This window comes from Mucilaginibacter sp. SJ (assembly GCF_028993635.1).
Lineage (GTDB): Bacteria > Bacteroidota > Bacteroidia > Sphingobacteriales > Sphingobacteriaceae > Mucilaginibacter.
Map to the genome: position 1 here is coordinate 4098747 of NZ_CP118631.1, position 24820 is coordinate 4123566.

23 protein-coding genes are annotated in these 24820 nt (G+C 42.5%); 14 read left to right on the top strand and 9 right to left on the bottom strand.

Annotated features, from left to right (window positions below):
* Window positions 1–8: 8 nt before the first annotated feature.
* Together MusilaSJ_RS16705 and MusilaSJ_RS16710 are read right to left on the bottom strand one after the other, a co-directional pair.
* Window positions 9–461, bottom strand: coding sequence for a protein-disulfide reductase DsbD domain-containing protein (locus MusilaSJ_RS16705; RefSeq protein ID WP_274986048.1), 453 nt, complete (start codon window positions 459–461; stop codon window positions 9–11).
* A gap of 15 nt (window positions 462–476) precedes the next feature.
* Window positions 477–1250 carry a biotin--[acetyl-CoA-carboxylase] ligase gene (locus tag MusilaSJ_RS16710; RefSeq protein ID WP_274986049.1) on the bottom strand — a complete coding sequence of 258 codons (774 nt, stop codon included), beginning with the start codon at window positions 1248–1250 and terminating at the stop codon, window positions 477–479.
* A gap of 47 nt (window positions 1251–1297) precedes the next feature.
* Here MusilaSJ_RS16710 and rsfS point away from each other — a divergent pair, with 47 nt between their 5' ends.
* The 3 genes from rsfS (at window position 1298) to MusilaSJ_RS16725 (ending at window position 4569) form a co-directional block, all read left to right on the top strand.
* Entirely contained in the window at window positions 1298–1672 is a 375-nt protein-coding gene (gene rsfS / locus MusilaSJ_RS16715; protein ID WP_091167167.1) for a ribosome silencing factor, read from the top strand.
* Window positions 1673–1762: 90 nt separating this feature from the next.
* Window positions 1763–3874 carry an ATP-dependent zinc metalloprotease FtsH gene (ftsH, locus tag MusilaSJ_RS16720; RefSeq protein WP_274986050.1) on the top strand — a complete coding sequence of 704 codons (2112 nt, stop codon included), beginning with the start codon at window positions 1763–1765 and terminating at the stop codon, window positions 3872–3874.
* Window positions 3875–3930: 56 nt separating this feature from the next.
* The gene (locus MusilaSJ_RS16725; protein WP_091167171.1) at window positions 3931–4569 is read left to right on the top strand and encodes a LutC/YkgG family protein; all 639 of its coding nucleotides are present in this window, start codon (window positions 3931–3933) and stop codon (window positions 4567–4569) included.
* 138 nt (window positions 4570–4707) lie between these two features.
* Here MusilaSJ_RS16725 and MusilaSJ_RS16730 read toward each other — a convergent pair whose 3' ends face one another.
* Window positions 4708–5793, bottom strand: coding sequence for a metallophosphoesterase (locus tag MusilaSJ_RS16730; RefSeq protein ID WP_274986051.1), 1086 nt, complete (start codon window positions 5791–5793; stop codon window positions 4708–4710).
* A 150-nt stretch (window positions 5794–5943) separates the two neighbouring features.
* Here MusilaSJ_RS16730 and MusilaSJ_RS16735 point away from each other — a divergent pair, with 150 nt between their 5' ends.
* The 4 genes from MusilaSJ_RS16735 (at window position 5944) to MusilaSJ_RS16750 (ending at window position 9520) form a co-directional block, all read left to right on the top strand.
* Window positions 5944–6315 (top strand): hypothetical protein, encoded by a 372-nt coding sequence (locus MusilaSJ_RS16735; RefSeq protein WP_274986052.1) that lies wholly within the window; start codon window positions 5944–5946, stop codon window positions 6313–6315.
* A gap of 667 nt (window positions 6316–6982) precedes the next feature.
* Window positions 6983–7813 carry a sensor histidine kinase gene (locus MusilaSJ_RS16740; RefSeq protein ID WP_274986053.1) on the top strand — a complete coding sequence of 277 codons (831 nt, stop codon included), beginning with the start codon at window positions 6983–6985 and terminating at the stop codon, window positions 7811–7813.
* 25 nt (window positions 7814–7838) lie between these two features.
* A complete protein-coding gene (locus tag MusilaSJ_RS16745; protein ID WP_274986054.1) occupies window positions 7839–8420 on the top strand; it encodes a response regulator in 582 nt (193 codons plus the stop codon).
* Between the two features lie 29 nt (window positions 8421–8449).
* The gene (locus MusilaSJ_RS16750; protein ID WP_274986055.1) at window positions 8450–9520 is read left to right on the top strand and encodes a PA0069 family radical SAM protein; all 1071 of its coding nucleotides are present in this window, start codon (window positions 8450–8452) and stop codon (window positions 9518–9520) included.
* A 227-nt stretch (window positions 9521–9747) separates the two neighbouring features.
* On the opposite strand, the gene MusilaSJ_RS16755 is transcribed toward MusilaSJ_RS16750, so the two are convergent.
* The 3 genes from MusilaSJ_RS16755 to MusilaSJ_RS16765 all read right to left on the bottom strand — a co-directional run bounded on the left by MusilaSJ_RS16755 (window position 9748) and on the right by MusilaSJ_RS16765 (window position 12048).
* Window positions 9748–10125, bottom strand: coding sequence for a ribosomal maturation YjgA family protein (locus MusilaSJ_RS16755; protein ID WP_274986056.1), 378 nt, complete (start codon window positions 10123–10125; stop codon window positions 9748–9750).
* An 82-nt stretch (window positions 10126–10207) separates the two neighbouring features.
* Entirely contained in the window at window positions 10208–10951 is a 744-nt protein-coding gene (locus MusilaSJ_RS16760) for a zinc ribbon domain-containing protein (protein WP_243484745.1), read from the bottom strand.
* On the bottom strand, window positions 10951–12048 hold the full coding sequence (locus MusilaSJ_RS16765; protein WP_274986057.1) for a Nif3-like dinuclear metal center hexameric protein: 1098 nt from the start codon (window positions 12046–12048) through the stop codon (window positions 10951–10953). The genes MusilaSJ_RS16760 and MusilaSJ_RS16765 overlap by 1 nt, the downstream gene beginning before the upstream one ends.
* Window positions 12049–12123: 75 nt before the next feature.
* Between MusilaSJ_RS16765 and MusilaSJ_RS16770 the strand changes: the two genes are divergently transcribed.
* A complete protein-coding gene (locus MusilaSJ_RS16770) occupies window positions 12124–12321 on the top strand; it encodes a DUF2683 family protein (RefSeq protein ID WP_274986058.1) in 198 nt (65 codons plus the stop codon).
* Window positions 12312–12575: a Txe/YoeB family addiction module toxin gene (locus tag MusilaSJ_RS16775; RefSeq protein WP_274986059.1), complete on the top strand. Its 264-nt coding sequence runs from the start codon at window positions 12312–12314 to the stop codon at window positions 12573–12575. Before MusilaSJ_RS16770 ends, MusilaSJ_RS16775 begins: the two co-directional genes overlap by 10 nt.
* An 8-nt stretch (window positions 12576–12583) precedes the next feature.
* Here MusilaSJ_RS16775 and MusilaSJ_RS16780 read toward each other — a convergent pair whose 3' ends face one another.
* Window positions 12584–12946 carry a TM2 domain-containing protein gene (locus MusilaSJ_RS16780; RefSeq protein WP_274986060.1) on the bottom strand — a complete coding sequence of 121 codons (363 nt, stop codon included), beginning with the start codon at window positions 12944–12946 and terminating at the stop codon, window positions 12584–12586.
* 133 nt (window positions 12947–13079) lie between these two features.
* On the opposite strand from MusilaSJ_RS16780, the gene MusilaSJ_RS16785 reads away from it, so the two are divergent.
* From MusilaSJ_RS16785 to MusilaSJ_RS16800, 4 genes are all read left to right on the top strand, one after another.
* Window positions 13080–14060, top strand: a complete 981-nt coding sequence (locus tag MusilaSJ_RS16785) for an NAD-dependent epimerase/dehydratase family protein (RefSeq protein WP_274986061.1) — start codon at window positions 13080–13082, stop codon at window positions 14058–14060.
* A 2-nt stretch (window positions 14061–14062) separates the two neighbouring features.
* Window positions 14063–14854 (top strand): SDR family NAD(P)-dependent oxidoreductase, encoded by a 792-nt coding sequence (locus tag MusilaSJ_RS16790; RefSeq protein ID WP_274986062.1) that lies wholly within the window; start codon window positions 14063–14065, stop codon window positions 14852–14854.
* 4 nt (window positions 14855–14858) lie between these two features.
* The gene (locus MusilaSJ_RS16795; protein ID WP_274986063.1) at window positions 14859–15134 is read left to right on the top strand and encodes a hypothetical protein; all 276 of its coding nucleotides are present in this window, start codon (window positions 14859–14861) and stop codon (window positions 15132–15134) included.
* Between the two features lie 163 nt (window positions 15135–15297).
* Window positions 15298–17658 (top strand): ABC transporter permease, encoded by a 2361-nt coding sequence (locus tag MusilaSJ_RS16800; RefSeq protein ID WP_274986064.1) that lies wholly within the window; start codon window positions 15298–15300, stop codon window positions 17656–17658.
* 210 nt (window positions 17659–17868) lie between these two features.
* Here MusilaSJ_RS16800 and MusilaSJ_RS16805 read toward each other — a convergent pair whose 3' ends face one another.
* Window positions 17869–19224 (bottom strand): UDP-N-acetylmuramoyl-tripeptide--D-alanyl-D-alanine ligase, encoded by a 1356-nt coding sequence (locus MusilaSJ_RS16805; RefSeq protein ID WP_274986065.1) that lies wholly within the window; start codon window positions 19222–19224, stop codon window positions 17869–17871.
* 251 nt (window positions 19225–19475) lie between these two features.
* A complete protein-coding gene (gene recQ / locus MusilaSJ_RS16810; protein ID WP_274986066.1) occupies window positions 19476–21647 on the bottom strand; it encodes a DNA helicase RecQ in 2172 nt (723 codons plus the stop codon).
* 242 nt (window positions 21648–21889) lie between these two features.
* On the opposite strand from recQ, the gene MusilaSJ_RS16815 reads away from it, so the two are divergent.
* The gene (locus MusilaSJ_RS16815) at window positions 21890–24397 is read left to right on the top strand and encodes a M14 metallopeptidase family protein (protein WP_274986067.1); all 2508 of its coding nucleotides are present in this window, start codon (window positions 21890–21892) and stop codon (window positions 24395–24397) included.
* Window positions 24398–24820: the final 423 nt, after the last annotated feature.

The following is a 24820-nucleotide window of genomic DNA, read 5'->3' on the forward strand; positions in this document are numbered from 1 at the left end:
GTGCTGAATTATTTACCTAAAGGGATGGTGAAATCAACATCTTCGGGAGGCAGGCATTTCATATCGTTACAGGTCATATAGGTAAGTTTCCCTGTAACTGCTGTGGCTTTGGGCGATTTTAAACTTATTTTTTGGCTAAAAACAACTTCCTTTTCAAAGTAGCTAACATTCATGCTGAATGCTTTTTCATACTTGGTTACAGGGGTAGGCTCGGTAGTTTTACCAACAGCAGCATATAATTTTGATGGGGTAAAGTCAAATGAAGTTTTGATGGGGCCGCCATCTTTTACGGTTTGTGAGTAAATGTGCCAGCCGCTTTGTATTGTTGCTTTTAAAAATACTACTGCTTCTTTGTCATTTACCTTTTTTGCCGCGTATGACCACCTCACCGGCGATTCGATCTGAGCGTAAGCGCCAACGCTGATGATAAGCGCGGTTACCAATACCAATAGTTTCTTCATTTGTGCTTTACTTTATTATTTATTTAAAAATTTCAATTCTTTAAGGTTAAACTCTAATTGCTGTCCGTTAGTATCTTCAATAACCAGCAAGCCATTAGGCAGTACATTTTTTACACTACCGTCGAAAACCCTGTTGTTTGACTCAAAGCGTTTGACCTCGTTTAACCAGTACAGCCGGTTTAAGTAAGTATCTCTTACAAAATCAATTTGACCGGCCTTTAGTTTCAGGTAGTACACTTCAATGTGTTTGCAAATTTCAGATAATAACCGTGTTAAATCATAATCCTTTTGTAAGATTTGTTTGACAGAGGTGGCATTTGAGGCGCCGGGCGGAAAATTTTCCTGGTTTATATTTAAACCAATGCCAATAACCGAGTCTTTGAGCAGCCCGCTCTGTATAGTATTTTCAATGAGTATCCCGCCAAGTTTCCTGTCGGCATAATAAATATCATTAGGCCATTTTATTTTTAGCCTATCGCCTAAAATGAGTTGCAAGGCATCATGCACACCTAAACTTACCGCGCGGTTAAGGTCAAACTGGGCATCAACGGGTAAAAAATGGGGTTTTAATAAAAGGCTGAAAGTAAGGTTTTTTCCGGGTTCGCTATGCCAGGTATTTTGCTGCTGGCCCCGGCCGGCGTACTGCTCTTCTGCCATAATGACCGTACCTTCGGGTACTGGCTTGGAATTTGACAGTAGATTTTTAAGAAAACTATTTGTTGAGTCAACTTGTTTAATTGTTACTAAATTTTGACCAACAAATAATCCTGAAAATATGTTATTTTGCAAAGTGTAATAATTTTATACTCAAAAACGTTCAAAACTAATTCTTTTTGATGGTAAAAAACAAAGTGTTAAGTGAATCTGCCTATATTTCAGAGCTGGCAATACATGGTATCCAGGAAAAAAAAGGCAACGATATTATCAGGTTAGACCTTCGTAATATATTCAGTTCAGTAGCAGATTATTTCGTGATCTGTCATGCTGATTCGTCGACACAGGTAAAAGCTATAGCAAATAGCATTGAGGATGAAATTTTCAAAGCCACCCAAGCCGAGCCCTGGCGCAAAGAGGGAATTGAGCATGGCGAGTGGATACTGCTTGATTATGTGGATGTTGTGATCCACGTGTTCAGGACCGATAAACGTGAGTTTTATGGAGTGGAAGATTTGTGGGGCGATGCAGATATTAAATATTATAAAAGTGCATAAACATCCGTCACAAAAAGGCTCAACGCATAGTCTTACTGTTACCGCGTAAAATTTAAATTATAGATTGTAAGTTTGAGCTCGTAAAAAGAAATGAAAGATATTAAAGATTCTAAATCAGAAAATCCAAGACCTATCCGTAAAATTGTGAACAAGAAGCCCTCACCAAAACCGCCCAAATTCAATATCATGTGGCTATATGGTATTGTTATTTTGGCCTTTTTATTGATTCCGGCCTTGTTAAACGGCGGATCGGGCAAACCGGTTACTTTCCAGGAATTTGAGGCAAACATGCTTCGTACAAATGATGTTCAAAAAATTGTAGCTTATAAAAGCGGCGACCTGGTAATGGCCGATGTTTATATTAAGCAGCAAAGTTTGTCAAAACCATATTTTGTTAATAACACCTCTAAAGAAAAAAACTTTTTTAATACAAGTACCAGCAGCGGTCCGCAGTTTACTTTTACAGATGCATCATATGAGAGCCTGAAAAAGTCAATTGCCGATGCTCAAAAAGATGTACCTGATGATCAAAAAGTATCATTGCAATTTGAACAGGGACATGAAAGCCTGTTATCAAACTGGCTGGTACAAGGCGTTATCATGGTGATATTATTTGCCGGTGTATGGATCTTTATTATGCGCCGCATGAGCGGTGGTTCGGGCGGCGGCCCGGGCGGCCAGATCTTTAACATCGGTAAGTCAAAAGCTACCCTGTTTGATAAAGAGGCCCAGGTAACCGTTACATTTAATGACGTTGCCGGTTTGGAAGAAGCCAAACAGGAAGTAATGGAGATTGTGGATTTCCTTAAAAATCCTAAGAAATATACTAATCTGGGTGGTAAAATTCCTAAAGGAGCGCTGTTGGTAGGTTCGCCGGGTACCGGTAAAACCTTGTTAGCCAAAGCTGTTGCTGGCGAAGCGCAAGTACCTTTCTTCTCACTTTCGGGCTCTGACTTTGTGGAGATGTTTGTTGGTGTGGGTGCTTCACGGGTACGTGACTTGTTCCGCCAGGCAAAAGATAAAGCGCCATGTATCATCTTTATCGATGAGATCGATGCTATCGGTCGTGCCCGTGGTAAAAACAATATCGTAGGCGGTAATGATGAGCGCGAAAACACCCTGAACCAATTACTGGTTGAGATGGATGGTTTCGGTACCGATTCGGGTATTATCATCCTGGCTGCTACTAACCGCCCTGATGTACTGGATTCAGCTTTATTGCGTCCGGGACGTTTCGACAGGCAGGTGTCTATCGATAAACCGGATTTGATTGGTCGTGAGCAGATTTTCAAAGTTCACCTGAAACCTATCAAATTATCTGATGGTGTTGATGCCAAAAAATTATCGGCCCAAACCCCTGGTTTTGCCGGTGCCGAAATAGCCAACGTTTGTAATGAGGCTGCGCTGATTGCCGCCCGTAAAAACAAAGAGTCGGTTGATATGACCGATTTCCAGGATGCCATTGACCGTGTTATCGGTGGTTTAGAGAAGAAAAACAAGATCATCTCCCCGGAAGAAAAACGCATTGTTGCTTACCACGAAGCGGGCCACGCTATTGCTGGCTGGTTCCTGGAACATGCCGATCCATTGGTTAAAGTATCAATTGTCCCTCGTGGTGTTGCTGCCTTAGGTTATGCGCAATATCTGCCAAAAGAGCAGTTTTTGTATACTACCGAGCAATTGCTTGACGAAATGAGCGTATCAATGGGGGGCCGTGTTGCCGAAGATATCGTTTTCGGTAAAATTTCTACCGGTGCACTGAGCGATTTGGAGCGTATCACCAAACTTGCTTATGCCATGACCAAGATTTATGGCATGAACGATAGCGTTGGTAACGTATCATTCTATGATCCGCAGGGCGAGTACCAGTTTAACAAACCATACTCAGATACTACGGCCGAAATGATTGACGCTGAAGTACGAAAGCTGGTCGATGTGGTTTATCAAAAAACCAAAGACTTGCTGAATGCTAAACGTGATGGCCTTGAAAAGATAGCTCAGAAGTTACTTGAAAAAGAAGTGTTGTTCCAAAGTGATCTGGAAGAGATCCTGGGTAAGCGTCCGTTTGACGAACGTACAACTTATGATAAGTTTGTAAACGGCGAAGCCGCGTTAAATCCGGATGTGGATAACAATGCTATTCCCGACTCGCTGACTAATCCTGAACTTTCAAGAATAGAGAGCGAAGATCCGAAACTTTAATTTTTAAATTATAACACAAAGCCACCGGCAAAGCTGGTGGCTTTGCTTTTTTAGTTATGAGGGATATCACTACATCAAAAGAAAAACTGCTTAAAAAAATCAGGAAAGCACTTTTGGAGAAAAGGGATAATCCATACCCTCAACTGGAAGACCAGCCCCTTTATCCTGCAACGGATGAAATGCCCGAGGTAGTCTTCGCCGAACAGTTTACCAACGTAGCAGGCCAGTTTGTTTTTTGTGAGGATGAGCTGCAATTTATTGAAAACCTGCTTACCCTTGCCGAAGAACGTAAATGGCACAAAATTTACTGCTGGGAACCTAAGTTGCAGGAGATCCTGAACCAGTTTGAATACCCGCACTACGAAACTGATAAAGATTTTGAACAAGCCGAAGTTGGGTTTACCCTTTGCGAGGCTTTGATTGCCCGTAACGGCAGTATTTTGCTTTCAAACGGTAACATGGCCGGCCGCAGGTTAAGCATCTATCCATCGGTGCATATTGTGCTGGCTTACACTTCGCAAATGGTTATGGACTTGAAAGATGGTTTTAAACTCATCAAAACCAAATATGGCAACCAACTGCCATCCATGATCAGCACGGTAACCGGCCCAAGCCGTACCGCTGACATTGAGAAAACACTGGTATTAGGCGCCCATGGCCCTAAAGAGCTTTTTGTTTTTATGCTGGAAGGCTGACCGCTGATTTTTTTGATTACGATGATTTCGCTGATTTTTTCTGAAGTGCGATTTTTCGATTAGAGATTGATCTGATTTTTGCACCATCTGATTGCTGTTCCTTTCGCCTTTAACCTTTATCCTTTCACCTCTCTCCTCTCAAAACAGCTCTTCCAAACCACATTCCTCCAATACTATTCGTTCACTTTGATTTAGCTTGTTGTATTCCCATTTAACGAGGCGGATGTGGCCATCTGAGATTTCGATGCCTGTGATATCGCCATCATCGTAACAACAGCAGCCGCTGTTGAAATAGCTTGGATCGCATGCGCTAAAATCGGGAGCCACATCACCCTTCACTTGCCGGTTAAAGATCTGTTTATTTAGTTCATCGGCCAGGTTATCGTCTCCGGCTTTCCTTGCTTTCGCGATATCGTTATACAGTTTTTCGAGGTGGGTTAATGACCTGAATACCGGCTGATGTGTGTGCCCGGTTATCAGCAGCGTGTTTTTTTGCCTCTGGCTCCATTCATACATAATGCGGTTATGATCTGTTTTGAGCAGGTCATTATTTGCCGGGGTATTTATATTTACCTTCAGATATGCCTGGAAAGGTGCCCAGACATTGGATACAAACCATTTACTGAACCAGTTGCCGTCGCTTTGCAAATCGCCCTGGTGGCCATGCGTCATGAATATATTTAGTGGTTTATCATTAACTGTTGTTTGCAATACCGCTCCTTCATAGATCTTAATTACTTCATCATAAATTTGCTTTAATCCAACTGCCGCTAAAGGGTCATTGTCCCAAAACAGATCATGGTTGCCAAATATTTTCATGAATTCTTTACGTTGTATGAACCGTTTCTCGCTTTCAAATGTGACTTTGTTATGCTTTTTTATGGTGATGAACAGGTTTTCCCAAAGTTCCTCACTATCGCCAAGATTGATGTAGAAAAATTGCTGATCGTGGTAATAATCAAGTGCTGTAAGATAGTTTTTTTCGGCAAGGGCGAAGATATCCATATCGTCCCGCGCTCCCTTGTGTTGATCAGAAAAGATAATAAATTTACCTTTTTCTGCATCGAAAGGTATTAAAAGGCCTTTTTTACCCGACCCGGTTAGCAGGCTTTTGTATAACCGGTTCAGTGATCTGTTAACCCGTTTTTTATCTGGTCGTGACGAGAGCCTGTCGGCCAACCGGGCAACCGGCTTAGTTAACAGTTTTTGTAAAAACTTGCGCATAACTTTTTAACGTATGATATAGTGTATTGTGTTGTAAGTTGACAGTTACTTTTACCGTGTTTAAACGGGATATAATACAGTGAAATAACGGATAGGTTGTTTTATTATAATTAGTTAGATTAGGCCTGATTTAAAGACACCCTAAATTATATGGAACCTATTGACTTAAAAACAGCCAGGGAAATGGTAGCCCGCTACAAGCAAACCCGAAAAGCGGTTATTGACAAACATCATGAAGTTAATGATACGGAATCGACATGGCTCCCGATAGACAAACTGAAGGAATTTATTAATAATCTGCCGTCGGAAGCTACTGGAGTTAGGATACATTTTGGAGTGCATGATGCGGATCATAAAGATGCACCGCATCAAACATCGGTTGCCATAGTTGGTACAGTGGCAGGGAAAGGTGTGGATCAGCATATAGATGCTATACAGAGTGATGATGTGGCAAGCCTGGCGATAAGTGGGTTAGCTGCTTTAAAATCAAGCAAGGATTGCCCCCCAACGTGCCAATCCTGATAAATTTGTAGGCTGCATGAATGCTATTATATATTATTTTAGCATTCATGCTTGATTCCCTTTATTATGTAATGTTTGTGGCGGCTTTTATATGCTGTATATTCACATATAAGTCGCTTGACAAAAATTTTAAATGGTTTTTACCCTTTTTAGCTTTTGGGGTATTTTATAATTATCCGGCTATTTTTCAACTGCTTATTATTAACCATACCAACGCTTGGTGTAATAACTTCAATGACATACTGGAGTTTATTTGTTATACAATGTTCATCATGTCATTTGATGATCGGGCAAAACGAAAAAAACATGTATATATAGCAGCGGGTGTTATTATTGGGTTAACGCTTATTGATATATTTTTCATTCAGGGTTTTTGGCATAGAGCAACCATCGCGATAGTTATACAGAATATATTTGGCCTTTGGCTTGTTTGTGATTATTACTATAGATTATTGAATGATGATAATGACGAATACATAGAATTAATATCACACCCCCCGTTTTTGGCGATAACGGGGATTTTTTTCTATTATTTGGCAATGACATTTTATTACTCTTGTTTTAGCTTCATGGTGTATAAAAACAATTATCATTTTTATCTGATAGCAATAACATTGTTAGATCTTAACTCATTAATGCTATACGGCCTATTTTCATTTTCCTTTATATGCTTTTTCAGGAAGAACAATTTATCCTCATAATAATAGCGGGTACTGCTTTATTGCTTCTGTTAGGGGTGTTCATGGTTAGCTTTATGCTCATGTACCAAAAAAAACAGAATAAAAACCTGCTTGAACGCGAAAATTTGAAAGCTTCATTTAAACAGGAAATGCTTAAAACGCAGATAGAGATCCAGGAGCAAACACTAAACGATATAAGCCGCGAGATCCATGATAATATTACCCAGGTGTTATCATTTGTGAAATTGAACCTGGGCCTGCTTAACAATAGCCTTGATGATGAAAAAAAAGCCCGTGTAAATGAGAACCGCGAACTGGTTTCGCAAACCATTAATGATTTGAGGCACCTTTCAAAAAGCATGAGCTTTGAGCATATCAGCTCACAGGGGCTTATAAAAACCCTCGAAACCGAAACCGAACGTTTAACCCGCAGCGGTATCATCAATGTTATTTTTGCCGTTGAAGGTGATGTATATAGTTTAGGCGAGCAGCGCGAACTGGTGATATTCCGGATCTTCCAGGAAGCGATAAATAATACTTTGAAATACGCTAAGGCAGCTAACCTTAAAATCGGTTTGTATTATACTGCACAAATGTTTAATTTGCTCATCGAAGATGATGGTGCTGGTTTCAATACCGAAAAGGTTGATAATAAGGGCGGTTCGGGATTGCGGAACATTGAAAACAGGGCAGCTTTAGTAGGCGCGGACGTAATTATTGCCAGCTCGCCTGGTAAGGGTTGCCAGATAAAATTGTCGTTCAATCCCCTGGTACAACAAATTTATGCTAAAGGAACCCATTCAAATAGCCTTAGTTGATGATCATAAACTCTTCAGGAGCGGTATGGCTGCTCTTGTCACCAATTTTAAAAGATACAATATACTATTTGAGGCCGCAAACGGGCAGGAACTAATTGATACCATAAGCAAGGGCATAGTTCCTGATATCATATTGCTGGATATCAGCATGCCTGTTATGGATGGCGTTGAAGCCGCGCAAGTGCTCAGGGCTAAATATCCCGGTGTCAGGGTCATTATATTATCCATGTTTGAAGATGCCGAGAAGGTGCTGCTCATGGTAAAAATGGGTGTTAAAGGCTATCTGCTCAAAGATTCGGAGCCTCATGAAGTTGAAGACGCCCTTTTGAAAGTTGCGCAGGGAGAGCTTTATTACCCCGAGTTTGTAACCCGTCATCTGATCACCAATTTTAACAATAAATTAGAGAATATTAAGCTCAACCCGCGCGAAATCGAATTCCTGCGCCTTACCGGCACCGAGCTTACTTATAAGGAAATTGCCGAAACCATGAACATCAGCGTACGCACCGTTGATAGCTATCGCGACCAGCTTTTTGAAAAACTCCAGATCAAAAGCCGCGTAGGACTGGTTTTATACAGCATAAAAAATAAACTGATTGAATTGTAATTTGCTAAATTTATTAGCAAATTTGTTCGATGTCACATGAGGAAAATCCGGATTTTTTTAAGGGACGGGGGGCGCAGGTAAATACCCACAATAAGTTTCTGAAAAACAAGTATGTACTTGATCATATCGAGGGCATTGATGAGCCTTTGCTTGAAAATACCAACACACAGCTTTTTGAAGAAACGCCAAAGAAAATAGTAAGCGAATCAAATAGCCCCGATTTAAGCCATATGTATTCCATAAACCCCTACCAGGGTTGCGAACATGGCTGCATTTACTGTTATGCCCGTAACACCCATGAGTATTACGGTTTTAGCGCCGGGCTTGACTTTGAACGAAAGATCATTATTAAACCCAATGCCCCCCAGCTGCTTGAGCAATATTTCAACAAAAAAAATTACAAGCCGGTTTGCATCATGCTCTCCGGCAATACCGATTGTTATCAGCCTATTGAACGTAAGCTTGGGATAACGCAAAAACTGCTGGAAGTTTTTTGGAAGTATAAGAACCCGGTAAGTATCATCACCAAAAACAATGTTATACTGCGGGATATCGATTTGCTTACAGATATGGCCAGGCTGAACCTGGTGCATGTAAATATATCCATTACCTCCCTTAACGAGCAGCTGAGGCAAAAGCTGGAACCACGTACGGTAACTGCAACAGGCCGTTTGGCTGTGGTTCAAAAGCTTTCGGAAAAGGGCATCCCGGTAAGGGTAATGGCGGCACCGATCATCCCCGGGTTAAACAGTAATGAGGTGCCTAATATCATCAAAGCCGCGGCTGACAGAGGCGCTTTAGCCGCCGGTTTTACCATGGTGAGGCTCAACGGTAGTATAGCTGAAATTTTCAGCGACTGGATCTACAAGGCTTTTCCCGATCGCGCCGATAAGGTACTGAACATGATCCGCTCGACGCATGACGGCAAGCTGAATGACAGCGATTACGGTCGCCGGATGAGTGGTGAGGGTAAGGTAGCCGAATCTATTCACCAGATGTTCAGGATGGCTTGTAAACGCTTTATGGCCGACAGGCAGATGCCGGAATATGACTATAGCTTATTTGTGCCAAGGAAAGGGAAACAGACAAGTATGTTTTGAGGGGGAGTGGTTTATGCTTAAATTGGATTTTTGAATTTAAAGATAACGAGATGGTATTGACATTAAAAAACGGAGCATCCAAAAAGGAGATTAAAGCTATTGAAAAAAGATTTTTAAGAATGCTTCGGTTGCTGGTTTTAATGCAAGGAAGTACAAAGGGGTAGTTGCTTTAAATGAAGACGCGATGGTTATTCAAGACAAATTCAGAAATGAATGGAATTGAGAATTTAACTAACGTTAACATTTCTATGTAGCCACCTTTCAACCATAACCCCTATCCCTACTCCAATAACATAACATAACAAATCGCTCCATAAAAAGCCCTCGCCTAAAACGAGCCTGCCAAACCAGGTATGCCTCAGGTCATTTATCCAGGGCGCTTTGTAAAGCTGGCTAAACTCTATCGCGAAGCAAAACGCCAATGCTGCTACAACAGTAAACATAAGGGGCTTGCTAATAAACAGGAACCGCATGATAAAGTAAACCATGGCAGCCCATAAAATATCGCCTATAAATAAAGGGATAAATTTAAAGTGACGGGATAGCAAGCCGAAGATAATGGTTGCTATTGTTAATATAAAGTAGGTTATCCTGGTTTTAGGCATAGAATAAATATCGGCTAAATAAATGCAATAAAAAAGGCACCCATTGGGTGCCTTTGATATATTTAACTTTATAAATGGTTGCTTATGCTTCTTCAGCTTCCAAAGCCATTTGCTCGTCAACAAGGATCCGTCCGCAATGCTCGCAAACGATGATCTTTTTACGCTGGCGAATGTCTGACTGGCGCTGAGGCGGGATCTGGTTAAAGCAACCAGAGCATGAATCACGCTGAATGGTAACTACTGCAAGGCCGTTTTTAGCGTTTTGACGTAAACGGGTATAAGCAGTTAGCAAACGCTCTTCGATGTTTTGAGTAGCTTTTGCAGCCTGGGCGTTCAATTCGGTTTCTTCTTTTTCAGTTTCGGCAGTAATAGTGCCTAATTCTTCTTTCTTGGCGTCAAGGTCGGCCTGGCGGGCTTCCAGATCGGCCAATGCTTTTTCGTAAACCTGGGTTTTGTTGGTGATTTCGAAACCATACTCACGGATCTTCTTTTCACTCACCTGTATATCTAAGCCCTGGATCTCAATTTCTTTTGAGATAGCATCATATTCGCGGTTGTTTTTAACCTCGTTAAGCTGGCCTTCGTATTTTTTGATGTTTGCCTGAGCTTCTTTGATCAGGTTTTTACGGGTAACTATGTCATCTTCCACATCGTCAAGTTCACCTTTGATCTTTTGGATGCGGGTTTCAAGGCCTGCAACGTCGTCCTCAAGGTCGGCAACTTCCATTGGCAATTCGCCCCTTACCTGGCGGATCCTGTCAATCTTGGTGTGGATAGTTTGTAGCTCGTATAAAGCTTTAAGCTTTTGTTCTACGGTTTGTTCCATTAAATAAAATATTTGACGGGGTTTGTATTTACTTCTGTTAAACGGACGGCAAAGATAGGGAATTTTTTTCTAATTATTTCATACAATAATTGCTGCGTAAATTGTTCACTCTCAAAGTGTCCGATATCCGCGATAACTATCTTTCCTTCGGCATCAAAAAACTCATGATACTTGTAATCGGCCGTAATAAAAACGTCGGCTCCTGCGGCTATGGCATGCTTCAGCAAAAAGCCTCCCGAGCCGCCGCAAACAGCTACTTTTTTAACGTGCTTGCCTAATAATTTAGTATGGCGGATCACATGTGTGCGCATCTTATCCTTTACATGAAACAGGAAACTTTCCTCATTAAGCGGCATTTCCAACTCGCCTATCATGCCCGAACCAACCTGTTGGTGCTGGTTGGTTAAATTGTAAAGGTCATAAGCAACTTCTTCATACGGATGGGCCAGGATCAAAGCCATCAGGATCTTGCTCTCCAAATTAGCCGGATATACCGTTTCAATGCGGATCTCATCTTCCTTGTGGCGTTTGCCAACTTCGCCCACATAAGGGTTAGCGGCATCATTGCCTTTAAATGTCCCTGTTCCCTCTGCATTAAAACTAACCTCGCTGTAATTACCAATATTGCCTGCACCTGCTGCAAACAAAGCATCGCGTACGGTGTCGGCATGGTTTAGCGGAACGTAGGTAACCAGTTTTTTGATCAGGCTATGTTTGGGCAGCAGTATGCGGCTGTTTTTTAAACCTAAAGTTTCGCAGATGCGGGCATTAACACCGGTCATGATGCTATCCAAATTGGTGTGAATAGCGTATATAGCAATGCCTTTACGTATGGCTTTTTCAACCACCCGCTCCACATAGGTTTTGCCGTTGAATTTTTTTAATCCTTTAAAAACTATGGGATGGTGCGATATGATGACCTGGCAGCCGGTAGCGATGGCTTCATCAACCACGGCTTCAGTACAGTCAAGCGAAACCAAGGCCTGGCTCACCTCCTGATCCGGACTGCCGACGATCAGGCCCGAATTATCATAATCTTCCTGATAGTTGAGCGGTGCGAGGCTTTCAAGGTATGCGGTTAAGGCGGATAATTTCATATATACTGTTAAGCTAATCTATTAAATAAATCGTTCTTAAAGTAAAAGAAAAAAATAAAACAGTAAATTTGATATATGGGAATTTTAATTGCACATCCTGAAAATAAAGAAAAGTCAGATGCTTTAAAAGCTTTCATGAAGGCTTTAAAGATTCAATTCGAGGAAGAGAAATCCACATATGATCCGGAATTTGAAAAAAAGATAAAGCGTAGCAAAGATGATTTTGAAGCCGGGAGATATAAGGCGATCAAAACTGACGATTTATGGAAGTAGTTTATTCTGAAGAATCTCAGAAGGATATTCAATTTTGGAAGCGATCAGGAAATAAACCAATTCAAAATAAAATACAGCAACTAATTAACGCCATCGGTCAGGACCCGTTTAATGGTATTGGTAAACCGGAAATGCTTAAACATAATCTTACAGGATTATGGTCACGGCGCATAAACCAGGAACATCGGATAGTTTATGAAGTGTTAGAAGAGGAGGACTGTATAAAAATCCATTCAATGAAAGACCATTATTAGCCAAAGCCTTAGCTGCTCATTTTAGCCATCTGGTAGCTTTCATAAGCCATGTTTTTATTATACTCCAAAGTTATCGACTTATTGTTGATCAGATCTACAATAGTACCGATTCCACAAAAACCTCCCGTTAGCAGGTAAAGGATCCCCATACCAATCTGCCCTAAAACAAAACGCTGTATTCCGGCAACACAAACAAAGCCAAGTAAGGTAAACAACAAAATATCCTGCGAGTTTTTACGCTTGTTGCTGTAAACCATATAAAAGTATTTTTTTTGATTTTCGTTCAGATCGGGCGTTGCGTGCTGTAAAAAGCTCAGCTCCTCGGGCGAAAAACCTGCAAATGTATTATACGGATCCTGGTATGTGGTCATATTGGGTAAAGGCTTTATAATATTAATAAGTCAAATTTAAATATTTACCGCATTAAAACTATAGGTTAAAAAATGATTTAAAATTTCTTTTCCGATATGTAGGGGTAAACTCATGATTGGTTGTAATACCAGTATGAAAGTTTTAGTAACCGGGGCAACAGGTTTTATTGGCAGGCAGCTCACCTTGTCGCTGGCTATGCAAGGTTATGATGTTAAAGCCTTATGCCGCAATACCGGTCACCCGTATTTAATAAAGCATAAAAATATTGAACCGGTTACCGGCAATATCCTGTACCGGCAGAGCCTGGGCAGGGCCATACGGGGCTGCGAACAGGTTTATCATACCGCCGCCATTGCCAAAATGTGGTGCCGCAACCCCGACGATTACCACGAAACCAATGTTGTTGGTACCCGTAACGTGCTGGAAGTTGCGGCAAGTGCCGGCGTACAAAAAATAGTTTATACCTCTACCTGCGGTGTATGGGGCCCAACTGTTAAACACCCCATGAACGAGAACGATCCGCGGATTGCGGGCTTCCCTATTGCTTATGAGCGTACCAAATACCTGGCCGAGCTTGAGGTACAAAATTTTGCAAAGCAGGGGATGCACATCGTTACGGTAAATCCGTCACGCGTGTATGGCGAAGGCCCTGTTACAGAGAGTAACACAGTAGGTAAAATGGTATCGGCCTATTTATGCGGCAAATGGCGCTTTATACCCGGCAATGGCCAACAGGTAGCCAATTATGCTTTTTTAACCGACGTGGTTGATGGACATTTGGCGGCTATGAATAATGGAACCAGCGGCGAACGTTATATTTTAGGCGGAGAGGATATCAGCTTTAACGATTTTTTTAATACGATACATGAGGTATCCGGTAAACAACATCGCCTCATTCATCTGCCGTTAAAGGCTATTGAATTTTACAGCCATTTTGAAAAGCTTAAATCACAGCTTACCGGGCTGCGCCCTTTCTTTTTACCTGAGTTTGCCGAACGTTTAAAATACGATCAAAAATACAGCAGCAATAAGGCCATAACCCAATTGGGTTACCGGATAACACCTTTTACCGAAGGGATGCACAAAACAATTAACTATCTTAAACAAGCCTGAACATGACCAACCAAACTGCCATTATAACCGGGGCCAGCGAAGGTTTAGGCAAATCATTTGCCATTGAACTGGCATCGCGCCGCATAAACCTGGTACTGGTTTCATTGCCGGCTTCAGGTCTGCCCGAACTGGCATCTTTTATCCGTAAAAACTTTGAGGTTAAAGTAAATTATCTTGAAATTGATTTAACCCTTGCCGAAAGTTACCCGGCTATTTTTAATTACCTTAGTGATGAGCAAATTACCGCTCACCTGCTCATCAATAATGCAGGTTTAGGTAACTGGTCGTGGTTTGAAGATCTGAACATTGGGTTTTATAAAAAGCAAATTGAACTGAACGTGATTACACCTGTACTGCTTACACGCTTGTTCCTGGCCCAGGCCGATGTCTCAGCTACCTCTTATATATTGAATGTAGGGAGCTTAGGCGGCTTGTTTGTAGTGCCTAAAAAGCAGGTTTACGGGGCTACCAAATCATTTATCAGGTATTTTACCAAATGTTTGCAGCTGGAACTTCATGGCTCAAATGTGAAGATCAGCCTGCTTAGCCCCGGAGGCATCAACACCAAACCCGAGTTGCTGGTAATGAATAATAAGCTTAGAGGTATATCAAAGGCAACCATTATGGAGCCCGGGCACGTAGCACGTATAGCAGTGGATGGCTTGCTGAAAGGAAAAAAAGAGATCATCCCCGGTATGATAAACCGGATGCTTGTTTTATTAAACAGTTTGCTGCCTGCCGGTGTTAAAGACATCATTATAAGGCAGCGCCTGTCCACCATTATTAAAAGCTGACAGCATGATCATTTCAATACTTACCTACCGGCATATTAAAAACCTGTGCAGCTTTTTTAAGCGTACGCGCAATAGCTTTAAGCTTATTAATAACGAGCGGATCGTTATCCTTTCGGGCAGCATGCGCGGATTGGTATTGTATTTTGACAGGGATGCTTGCGAGGTTAAGACCGGCGACAGGGATTATATCAGCATTGATATTACCCGCGATTTCTCAGTCGAGATGCTGATGCGGATCCTGGTGAACCATAATATCATAACTCCGGTTTTGGAAGGTTGAAAAGGTGAAAGCAAATCCGCATCATCCCCGTAACATAAATGAACACCCGCTGTCCGTATCCGCACGATAGTATATTGCGAAGTTTTGTAAATCACTGATAGTTAGAGATTTATAATATTGGCATCATTTTGATTAGGTGTTGCCTGATAAAGCCGATATTATTATGCTGAAAAACTATATCAAAACCGCCTGGCGGAACCTTGTCCGCAATAAATTTTATTCGGTGATCAATATTGCCGGGTTAACTGCGGGCCTCGCCATTGGGATCCTGATCCTGCTTTGGGTTCAGGACGAATTTAGCTTTGATAGCTTTCATAAAAACGCATCTAATATTTACCGGGTAGAGCTTTTTGGTGGCACAGGGGCCAGCAAGCAGATCTGGCAAACTACAGTGGCACCGATGGGGCCGCTGGCTAAACAGGAACTGCCCGCTGTACAAAACCAGGTGCGCATAACTAATAACTGGTTTTTCTCCTTATTTAAATACCAGGATAAAATTTTTAACGAGCAGGCGGTAGGCTTTGCTGATCCCTCCCTGTTTAGTGTGTTTGATTTTCCGCTTATTGAAGGTAACAAGGCAAAGCCTTTTACCAGCGATAATTCGGTAGTGATTACAAAAAGAACAGCAAAAAAATATTTCGGTAATGAAGATGCTTTAGGAAAAGTTATTGTGGCCGATAATAAAGAGAATTTTACCGTATCGGGCGTTATTGATGATTTCCCGCTTAACTCAAGCATTAATTATGATATGATCATGCCTATGAGCTATCATATCAAATATATGTTTACCAACAATAAGGTTGATCTGAACCATGATTTCAGCAATTACGCTTATGAAACCTATTTGTTGTTGAAACCGGGTACTTCTTTAAAAAAGCTATCGGCCGATTTGAATAAAGTCCACCTGAAACGGAAGCCCGAAGATACCGATGCCGATTACCTCTTGCTGCCCGCAACTAAAATGCATCTTTATAATGCAGATGGTACCGACCGGGGGATTAGTACCGTACATATTTTTATTATTATCGCCTTAGTTATATTAGTGATTGCCTGCATCAACTATGTTAACCTTTCAACTGCGCGGGCCATGCTGCGCGCCAAGGAGATCAGCATGCGAAAGATCATCGGCGCGGCAAAAACACAATTGTTTATGCAGTTTGTGGTAGAAACGGCTTTGCTGTTTATCCTTTCGTCGGTTTTAGCGGTGTTGGTAATTTATAACATAATTCCTGTATTTAATGAAATTGCGGGTAAACAACTGGTATTTAATCTTTCCAACTATCATATCTGGTTTGTTATTGCGGGTACCATCACTGCTACACTTTTATTGTCCAGTATTTATCCGGCATTGCTGTTATCATCTTTTGAACCTTTAAAAGCACTTAAGGGTAAAATATCCAATGGCATTGGCGATGTGGTTTTCCGTAAAATCCTGGTAGTGGTACAGTTTACCTTTTCGGTAGTATTGATTATCAGTACCATTGTGATCACCAGCCAGCTTAATTACATCCGGTCTAAAAATTTAGGCTATGATAAAAGTCATGTGTTTGCTTTTTGGATGCGCGATATGAAAGATCATTATGATGCTGTTAAAGCCGAACTTTTGAAACAACCGGGGGTTGAAGCCGTAACGCGTTCAAGCGGCAATATTGTTAATAATGGTGGTATTTCCGGCGATAACGATTGGGATGGTAAAGCCGCCGGTCAAACGTTTATTGTACATCCCCAGGGAATTGATAAAGATTTTATTTCTTTTTTCAAGATAAAAATGGCTACAGGTCGCGGTTTTGATGGCTCGGTGAGTGATTCGGCTCATTATATCCTGAATGAGGCTGCAATTAAGGAGTTAGGTATGAAAGACCCGATAGGCAAACGTTTCAGGTTGCGTAAAACTGAAGGAACTATCATAGGTGTGGTAAAGGATTTTCACTTTGCAAGTATGCGTGAAAAAATTGGGCCGATGGTGTTTTTCTACGCCCCGGATACGTATGCTTCACTGTATATTAAAACAACCGGCGATGGTGCGCCAAAAGCCATAGCAGCTGCCGAAAAAGAGTTTAAACAATACAATGGGCAGTTTCCGTTTGGTTACACTTTCCTGGATGAAATATTCAACAAGCTTTACCAGGGCGAACAGCGGGAAGGTACATTGTTTAACTATTTTGCGGGGATAGCTATTTTAATCTCCTGCCTTGGCCTGCTTGGTTTGGCAGCTTACACCGCTCAGGTACGTACCCGCGAAATTGGTGTGCGGAAAGTTTTGGGTGCTACCGTAACAAATGTTGTTGCCCTCTTAGCAAAAGATTTTATTAAGCTGGTGCTTATTGCTATCGTTGTGGCTTTCCCGATTGCCTGGCTGGCTATGAGCCACTGGCTTGATGCATTTGCTTACCGAGTTGTCATAAGCTGGACAGCCTTTGTATTAGCTGCTGTGATTGCTGTATTGATCGCTTTTATCACTATCAGTTTTCAATCGGTTAAGGCCGCGTTGGCTAATCCGGTTGATAGTTTGCGGAGGGAATAATAGTTGGTTCAAATTGGTAGAGACTCGTCACATGCGTTTCCCGAATAGAAACCAGACTTACGAAGTTTTCAAAACTTCGTAAGTCTTCAGTAATGATTGATATGGAAATGTAGAGACGCATTATATGCGTCTTCCGAATGCAGGACCTGCAAATTGATTGCTTACCCGTTCTCATGGGAAACGCATATAATGCGTCTTTACTTTGAAAACTTAAAACAATTCCACCAACCGCTCTAAAGCCATTCCTCTTGATCCTTTGATCAGGATAGTTGAATTGGTAATAGGCTGTGCTTTCAAAGCAGCAATGGCATCTTCGGCAGTTTCATAAAACTTGTCCATGGTCCATGGTCCATGGTCCACGGACTGCGAAGCACCTAAAAAATCCTTTCCGATAAAGATCCGTTCATCAACAGGAGTATCCATAGCCTTTTTAATAACGGACGCATGTTCAACGGCTGCTTCCGGGCCCATTTCAAACATATCGCCCAAAATAAGCACTTTCCTTTTTGCTTCAATTTTGCCCACGTTTTCAATGGCGACAAACATGCTGCTTGGGTTGGCATTGTAATAATCGCAAATGAGGGTATTGGTAGCTGTTTGCACAATTTGCGAGCGGTTGTTTTTTGGCTGATAACCCTCGATACCGGCGTTAATCTCATTTGCAGATAAACCGAGATAGGTGCCGATGCATATCGCCACTAAAATATTAGGCAGGTTATAAGTACCCGTTAGCTGGGTTTTTACTTTATAGCTGTCGCCGGTTTTATTGTTGGTCCACTCCAAAGTGAGCAACGGAGAATTTTCCAACAGTTCACCACTAATAAGATTATCAATAGCATCGGTTCCGTAATACTCCACGTGAGGTAAACGACGGGCAGCAGCCATCTCCATTAAAACAGTATCATCGCTGTTTACAAAAACAACGCCACCTGCATTACTTGCTCCCCCCTCAGGGGGCAGGGGGGCAAAATAATCATACAATTCTCCTTTACCCTTCTTCACTCCTTCAACTCCGCCAAAACCTTCCAGATGCGCTTTACCTACATTGGTAATTAAGCCATGCGATGGTTGGGCAATACTGCAAAGCAGCTCGATCTCTTTTTGGTGATTGGCGCCCATTTCAATAACGGCCACTTCATGAGTGGCGTCAATGGTTAAAATGGTAAGCGGAACTCCTATATGGTTATTTAAATTGCCCTGGGTGGCCTGGGTTTTAAAATACTGCGATAATACGGCGTTGATCAGTTCTTTGGTAGTGGTTTTGCCGTTGGTACCGGTAAGTCCGATAACCGGGATGTCAAGCTGGCGGCGATGATGACGAGCTAAATCCTGCAAGGTTGTTAAAACATCCTCAACCAATAAATACTGTTCGCCCAGTTGGTATTCGGCATTGTCAATTACCGCGTAAGCTGCGCCGGCCTCCACTGCTTTTTGTGCAAAAGTGTTTGCGTCAAATTTATCGCCTTTGAGTGCGAAGAACAGACTGCCGGGCACAATCTTCCGGGTGTCGGTGCTAATTACGGGGTGTTTGACGTATATATCGTATAGTTGAATTGTTGTGATCATGCGTATTATAATGGCAAACGTAAATTAAAAGTACAATATCTTGCGCTCGTTTGTAACGATTGCTTAACGTGGGTTTGGCGATTGCATCGCCGGATTTGCGTTTTAAACTTTATCTTGCGCTCGTTTGCAACGAGTGCTTAACTTGGCTCGGCGATTGTATCGCCAGGCTTGCGTTTTAAACGCAAGCCCATTTTAAGCGCTCGTTGCAAACGAGCGCAAGGTTATTCTTTCAAACTTAACAAAAATTATTCCTACCTCTTCATCCAGTCTATCACAGCCCTGATTTCGCCGTAGCTGTAATCCTCTCCTAAAACCTCTTTCAATGGTGACAGTTTTTCTGCTCCGTAACTTTCAACAGCATCAGCAATAACAGCTATCTTTTTCTGCGGAACAATTTCGGTAATATCCAGATCGCCGTTTTGTACATAATAACTCAGGTGTGTTTCTATGGTAGCTGTGGTGAACCCGCGCTTGGCCGCTATTTCGGCAATGGTTTTCCCGGAGCGATATAGGTCAAACGTTTCGGCTTTAGTATCACTGCTTCGCGAAGAAGAGCTGGTTTGCCCCGGCGATTTCGCCTTCCGCTCCCGTTTAGGCGATTTATGTTTTATTTTTGAGCCGAGGCCCTTTTCGACACAATAAGCTTTCACCGGCTGCAGCAATTCCCGGCCGTAACGTGCCAGTTTTACATCGCCAAAGCCCGAGATCAGGCGCAGTTCATCAAGGCTTTGCGGCAGGTAAGTTGCCATTTCCAGTAAAGTAGCATCGGATACGATGACATAAGCCGGTACATTTTCACTCTCGGCAATGCCCCGCCTGACTTCCCTTAACCGGTTGAATAACGGAATCTCATAAGGCAGACTTTCTTCATGATGAACTTCTTCTACCTTTTCTATCTCGATAAACTCAACTTTTTGGCCGCCTTTTAATACAGCTGCGCTTTGTGAGGTAAGTTTTAATACCGGGTATTCATCGCCGGCGGTTTGCAGATAGCCCATGGTAACCAGTTCGCGGATGTGGTGCTGCCAGTCGGCCTTGCTGATATCCGCGCCGATACCGTAGGTTTTTAACTGCTTATGTTCCTCGCGGATCTTGTCGCTTTTTGACCCTCTTAAAAAATCAATCACATAGTTGGCTCCAAAGCGCTCATTTAACCGGGCTACGGCTGATAAAGCTTTTTGGGCGATCAATGTGCCGTCAAAACGTTTATACTCGGTAAGGCAAACATCGCATGAGCCGCATTTGGCCGGAAATTCTTCATCAAAATATTTCATCAGGTATTGCCGGCGACAGGAGAGCAGCTGGCAATATTTAACCATATCATTGAGCTTATTAAGCATGATGCGGCTTTGCTGCTCATTGCCTTCTACTTTGGCAAAAGCCTGCAATTTCATTGCATCGCCGGGCGAGTAAAGCAACAATGCTTCCGATGGAAGCCCGTCACGTCCTGCCCTGCCGGTTTCCTGGTAGTAGCCCTCAATGTTTTTTGGCAGATCAACATGTACCACATAGCGCACGTTTGATTTATTGATGCCCATACCAAAGGCGATGGTAGCGACAATGATTTTGATATCATCGCGCAAAAATGCTTCCTGGTTACGGGCTTTTATTTCGTTGCTTAATCCGGCGTGGTAGGCCTCTGCAGCAAAGCCTTCATCCTTTAAATCCTCGGCCAAAGCCTCGGTAGATTTGCGGGATAGGCAATAAATAATCCCCGACTCATCCTTATGTTCATTTAAAAAGGCGATGAGCTGTTTAAAGCTGTTCTTTTTAGGCGCTACGCGGTAAGTAATATTTGCCCTGTTAAATGAGGATACAAATATTGCCGGCTTATGAAGGTTGAGCTTTTCAAGGATATCTTTTTGCGTAAGCTTATCGGCTGTAGCCGTAAGTGCAATAACCGGCACCGACGGAAACTCTTCCTTAAGCCCGGCAAGCATTAAATACTCAGGCCTGAAATCATGTCCCCAAGAGGAGATACAATGTGCCTCGTCAATAGCTATCTGGGCTACTTTCAGCGTCTTTAAAAAAGGAATGAGTTTGTTCTCCTTATTTTCTTTGCTTTCGGCACTGAACAAACGTTCGGGGGCAAGGTAAAGTAGTTTGATCTCATTGTTTCGGAGCCGGTTTACCAGCACCCTCGTTTCCTCGGGATTTAACGACGAATTGAGGAAGGCCGCAGGGATGCCGTTAACGTTCAGGCTATCTACCTGGTCTTTCATCAGCGCAATAAGCGGCGATATTACAATGGTTAAGCCGTTGAGCAGCACAGCAGGCAACTGGTAGCACAATGATTTGCCGCCGCCGGTAGGCATCAGCGCCATTACATCCTGTCCCTTGAGTATATTTTGAATGATAGCCTCCTGCTCATGCCTGAAGGCACTATAACCAAAGTATTTTTGAAGGGCCTGGATAGGTGTCATGTTTGTTGATTGCAGATATGCAAATGTGCAGATTTCAGATTATAAATGTGCGGATTTCAAATGTGCAAATTTTAAATGTGTAGATTTTTTCTATCTTAAACTAACTGTAATTGTATTTTATCATTTGCATATCTGCACATCTGAAATTTGCACATCCGCTGAATTCGCACATCTAACAATTTGCCAATATTTTTCTGCATATTAGCTTATCTCTTTTCTCCTATTATATCTATTATTTATTTATGATAAAAAAACATTTACTCCTTTTTGTATTTATAAGTTTTTTTTGCTCGGCCTTTGCGCAAAAGATCCAATCGCCGCAGGAGTTCCTGGGTTATAAACTGGGTGAGCATTTTACCCCTCATTATCGTATCGCCGAATATTTTAGGTACGTTGCGTCGGTTTCAAAAAATGTAAAGCTACAGCAGTTTGGTACTACCAACGAGGGCCGGCCTTTACTTGCGATGTTCATCGCTTCTGATGAAAATATTGGCAGGCTGGAAGAGGTCCGCCATAATAACCTTAAACTGGCCGGGATTGAAAGCGGTAGTGGCAGCACTGCTATGCCTGTTGTTACCTGGCTAAGCTACAATGTGCACGGCAACGAGCCGGCCTCAAGCGAAGCCGCTATGTGGACTTTGTTTGACCTCGTTGATCCGGAGAATGGTACAACCAAGGCCTGGCTTAAAAATATGGTGGTTGTTATCGATCCATGTTTAAACCCCGACGGGCGCGACCGTTACGTTAATTTTTATAACTCTGTAGTTGGCGCTGCGCCTGATACCAACCCAACATCGCGCGAACACGTTGAGCCATGGCCCGGAGGCAGGGTAAACCATTTTTACTTTGACCTTAACCGCGACTGGGCATGGCAGCAGCAAAAAGAAACCCAGGCGCGCGTAGGTTTGTATAATCAATGGCTGCCGCAGGTACATGTTGATTACCATGAGCAGGGATATAATGCTCCGTATTATTTTGCCCCTGCCGCCGAGCCATACCATAAAGATATTACCCCATGGCAGCGCCAGTTCCAGATCACCATTGGTAAAAATAACGCCAAGTATTTTGATCAGAACGGCTGGATGTATTTTACCAAATATGAGTTTGACCTGTTGTACCCATCATACGGCGATACCTATCCTTTATATAATGGCTCTATTGGCATGACCTATGAGCAGGGGGGCATTAGTGCCGGTTTGGCTGTAGTTACCCGCAGTGGCGATACCCTTACCCTGGTACAGCGTGTAGCCCACCACCATTCAACAAGTTTGAGTACGCTGGAGATCGCTTCGCTTAATACCCAAAAGCTTTCGGATGAATATAAAAAGTTTTTTGACAACAGCCGGGCCAATCCCCCGGGCGAATACAAAACCTATGTTATTAAAAACGATAACAACAATAAAATTAACGCGCTGGCAAAAATGCTCGGCCGCAATGGTATTCAGTTTGGTTTTGGTTTAGCTAATAAGGCGGTTACCGGGTTTAACTATATTACCCAAAAAACAGAACAGTATAATGTTGGCGCTAATGACCTTGTGGTTAATGCCTATCAACCAAAAGCGGTATTGCTGCATGTATTATTGGAGCCTAAAACCTTTATCCCGGACTCTAATACTTATGATATTACAGCATGGTCGCTTCCATACGCTTATGGTTTAAAGGCCTATGGGTTAAAAGAATCATTTAAGCCTGCCAGCACCGAGTGGAGTGTGGCCGAACCTAAGCCTCTGGTAAATACACATGCTTACGCTTATGTATCGGCATGGCAATCGGTTAATGATGTGAAGTTTTTGGCTGCTTTGCTAAAAAAGAAGATTAAAGTGCGTTATGCCGAGAAACCTTTTGAAGCAGGGGGAAAACAATTTACAGCAGGTTCGTTAATTGTTACCCGTGCAGGCAACGATCTTGCTGATTTTGACCAGGTGGTTACTCAAACCGCTGCATCACTTAATCAGGAGATCATCCCTATTTCAACAGGCTTTGTTGATAAAGGATCGGATATCGGTTCGGATGCGGTAAGGTATATCCATCAGCCTAAAATAGCATTGATTGCCGGCGATGGCGTTAACTCGGAGGCAATGGGCGAGGTTTGGCATTTGTTTGAAGCGCAGATTGGATATCCGGTTACTTTAATAAGGTATCAGGATTTAGGCCGTACTAAATTGGGTGAGTTTGATGTTGTGATTTGTCCCGATGGTCGTTATGAGGATTTCCCTTCAGAGAAATTACAAAACTGGATCCGCGACGGAGGTAAGCTAATAGCGGTGGATAATGCCGTATCATTACTGGTTGATAAAAAAGGGTTTCTTATTAAAAGGAAGGAAGAAAAAAAGGAAGACAAGGATAAAGAAAAGGAAAAAGATAAAGCAGTTAAGCTGTACGGAGATCGTGACCGCCTGGCCCTTAGCGAATCCATCCCGGGAGCAATTTATAAGCTGAACCTTGATAATACCCATCCGCTTGGTTTTGGCCTGCCTGATTATTACTATTCGTTAAAGCTGAATGACGATATCTACGATCTTTTTTCGGGCGATGACGGCTGGAATGTGGGCACCATAAAAAAGGATGGCTATGTATCGGGCTTCGTTGGTGCAGAATCAAAAAAGAAGATCAACAACGGCTTGCTGCTTGGCGTACAGCCGATGGGCCGCGGTTCGGTTGTTTATATGGTTGATGACCCGCTGTTCCGTAGTTTCTGGGAAAATGGCAAGCTTTTGTTTAGTAACGCTGTGTTTATGGTGGGGCAGTAGTTCAGTTTGCAGTAGTTCAGTTTGCAGTAGTTCAGTTTGCAGTTTGCAGTAGTTCAGTTTGCAGTTTGCAGTTTGCAGTTTGCAGTTATCACCGGGTAGTTTGCAGTTTGCAGTTTGCAGTTTGCAGTTTGCAGTTTGCAGTTTGCAGTTTGCAGTTTGCAGTTTGCAGTTTGCAGTTTGCAGTTTTTGAATTAGCTGATTAAGTTACGATAATTGTTGAAAAGAAAAGCGCCGGATGATAAGCCCGGCGCTTTTCTTTGTGTGCCAGGCACGTGTGTCATCTATAGGGTGCAAGTCCCGAAGACGCATTACAGTGGGAAGTCTTAGCTTAAGGCAAGGAGAAAGTGTGTGAACACAAATCTGAAGGAAGCCAGCGGCAAAAGTTCGAGCCTACGAACAGAAACTGCATATCAGGCGGGATAG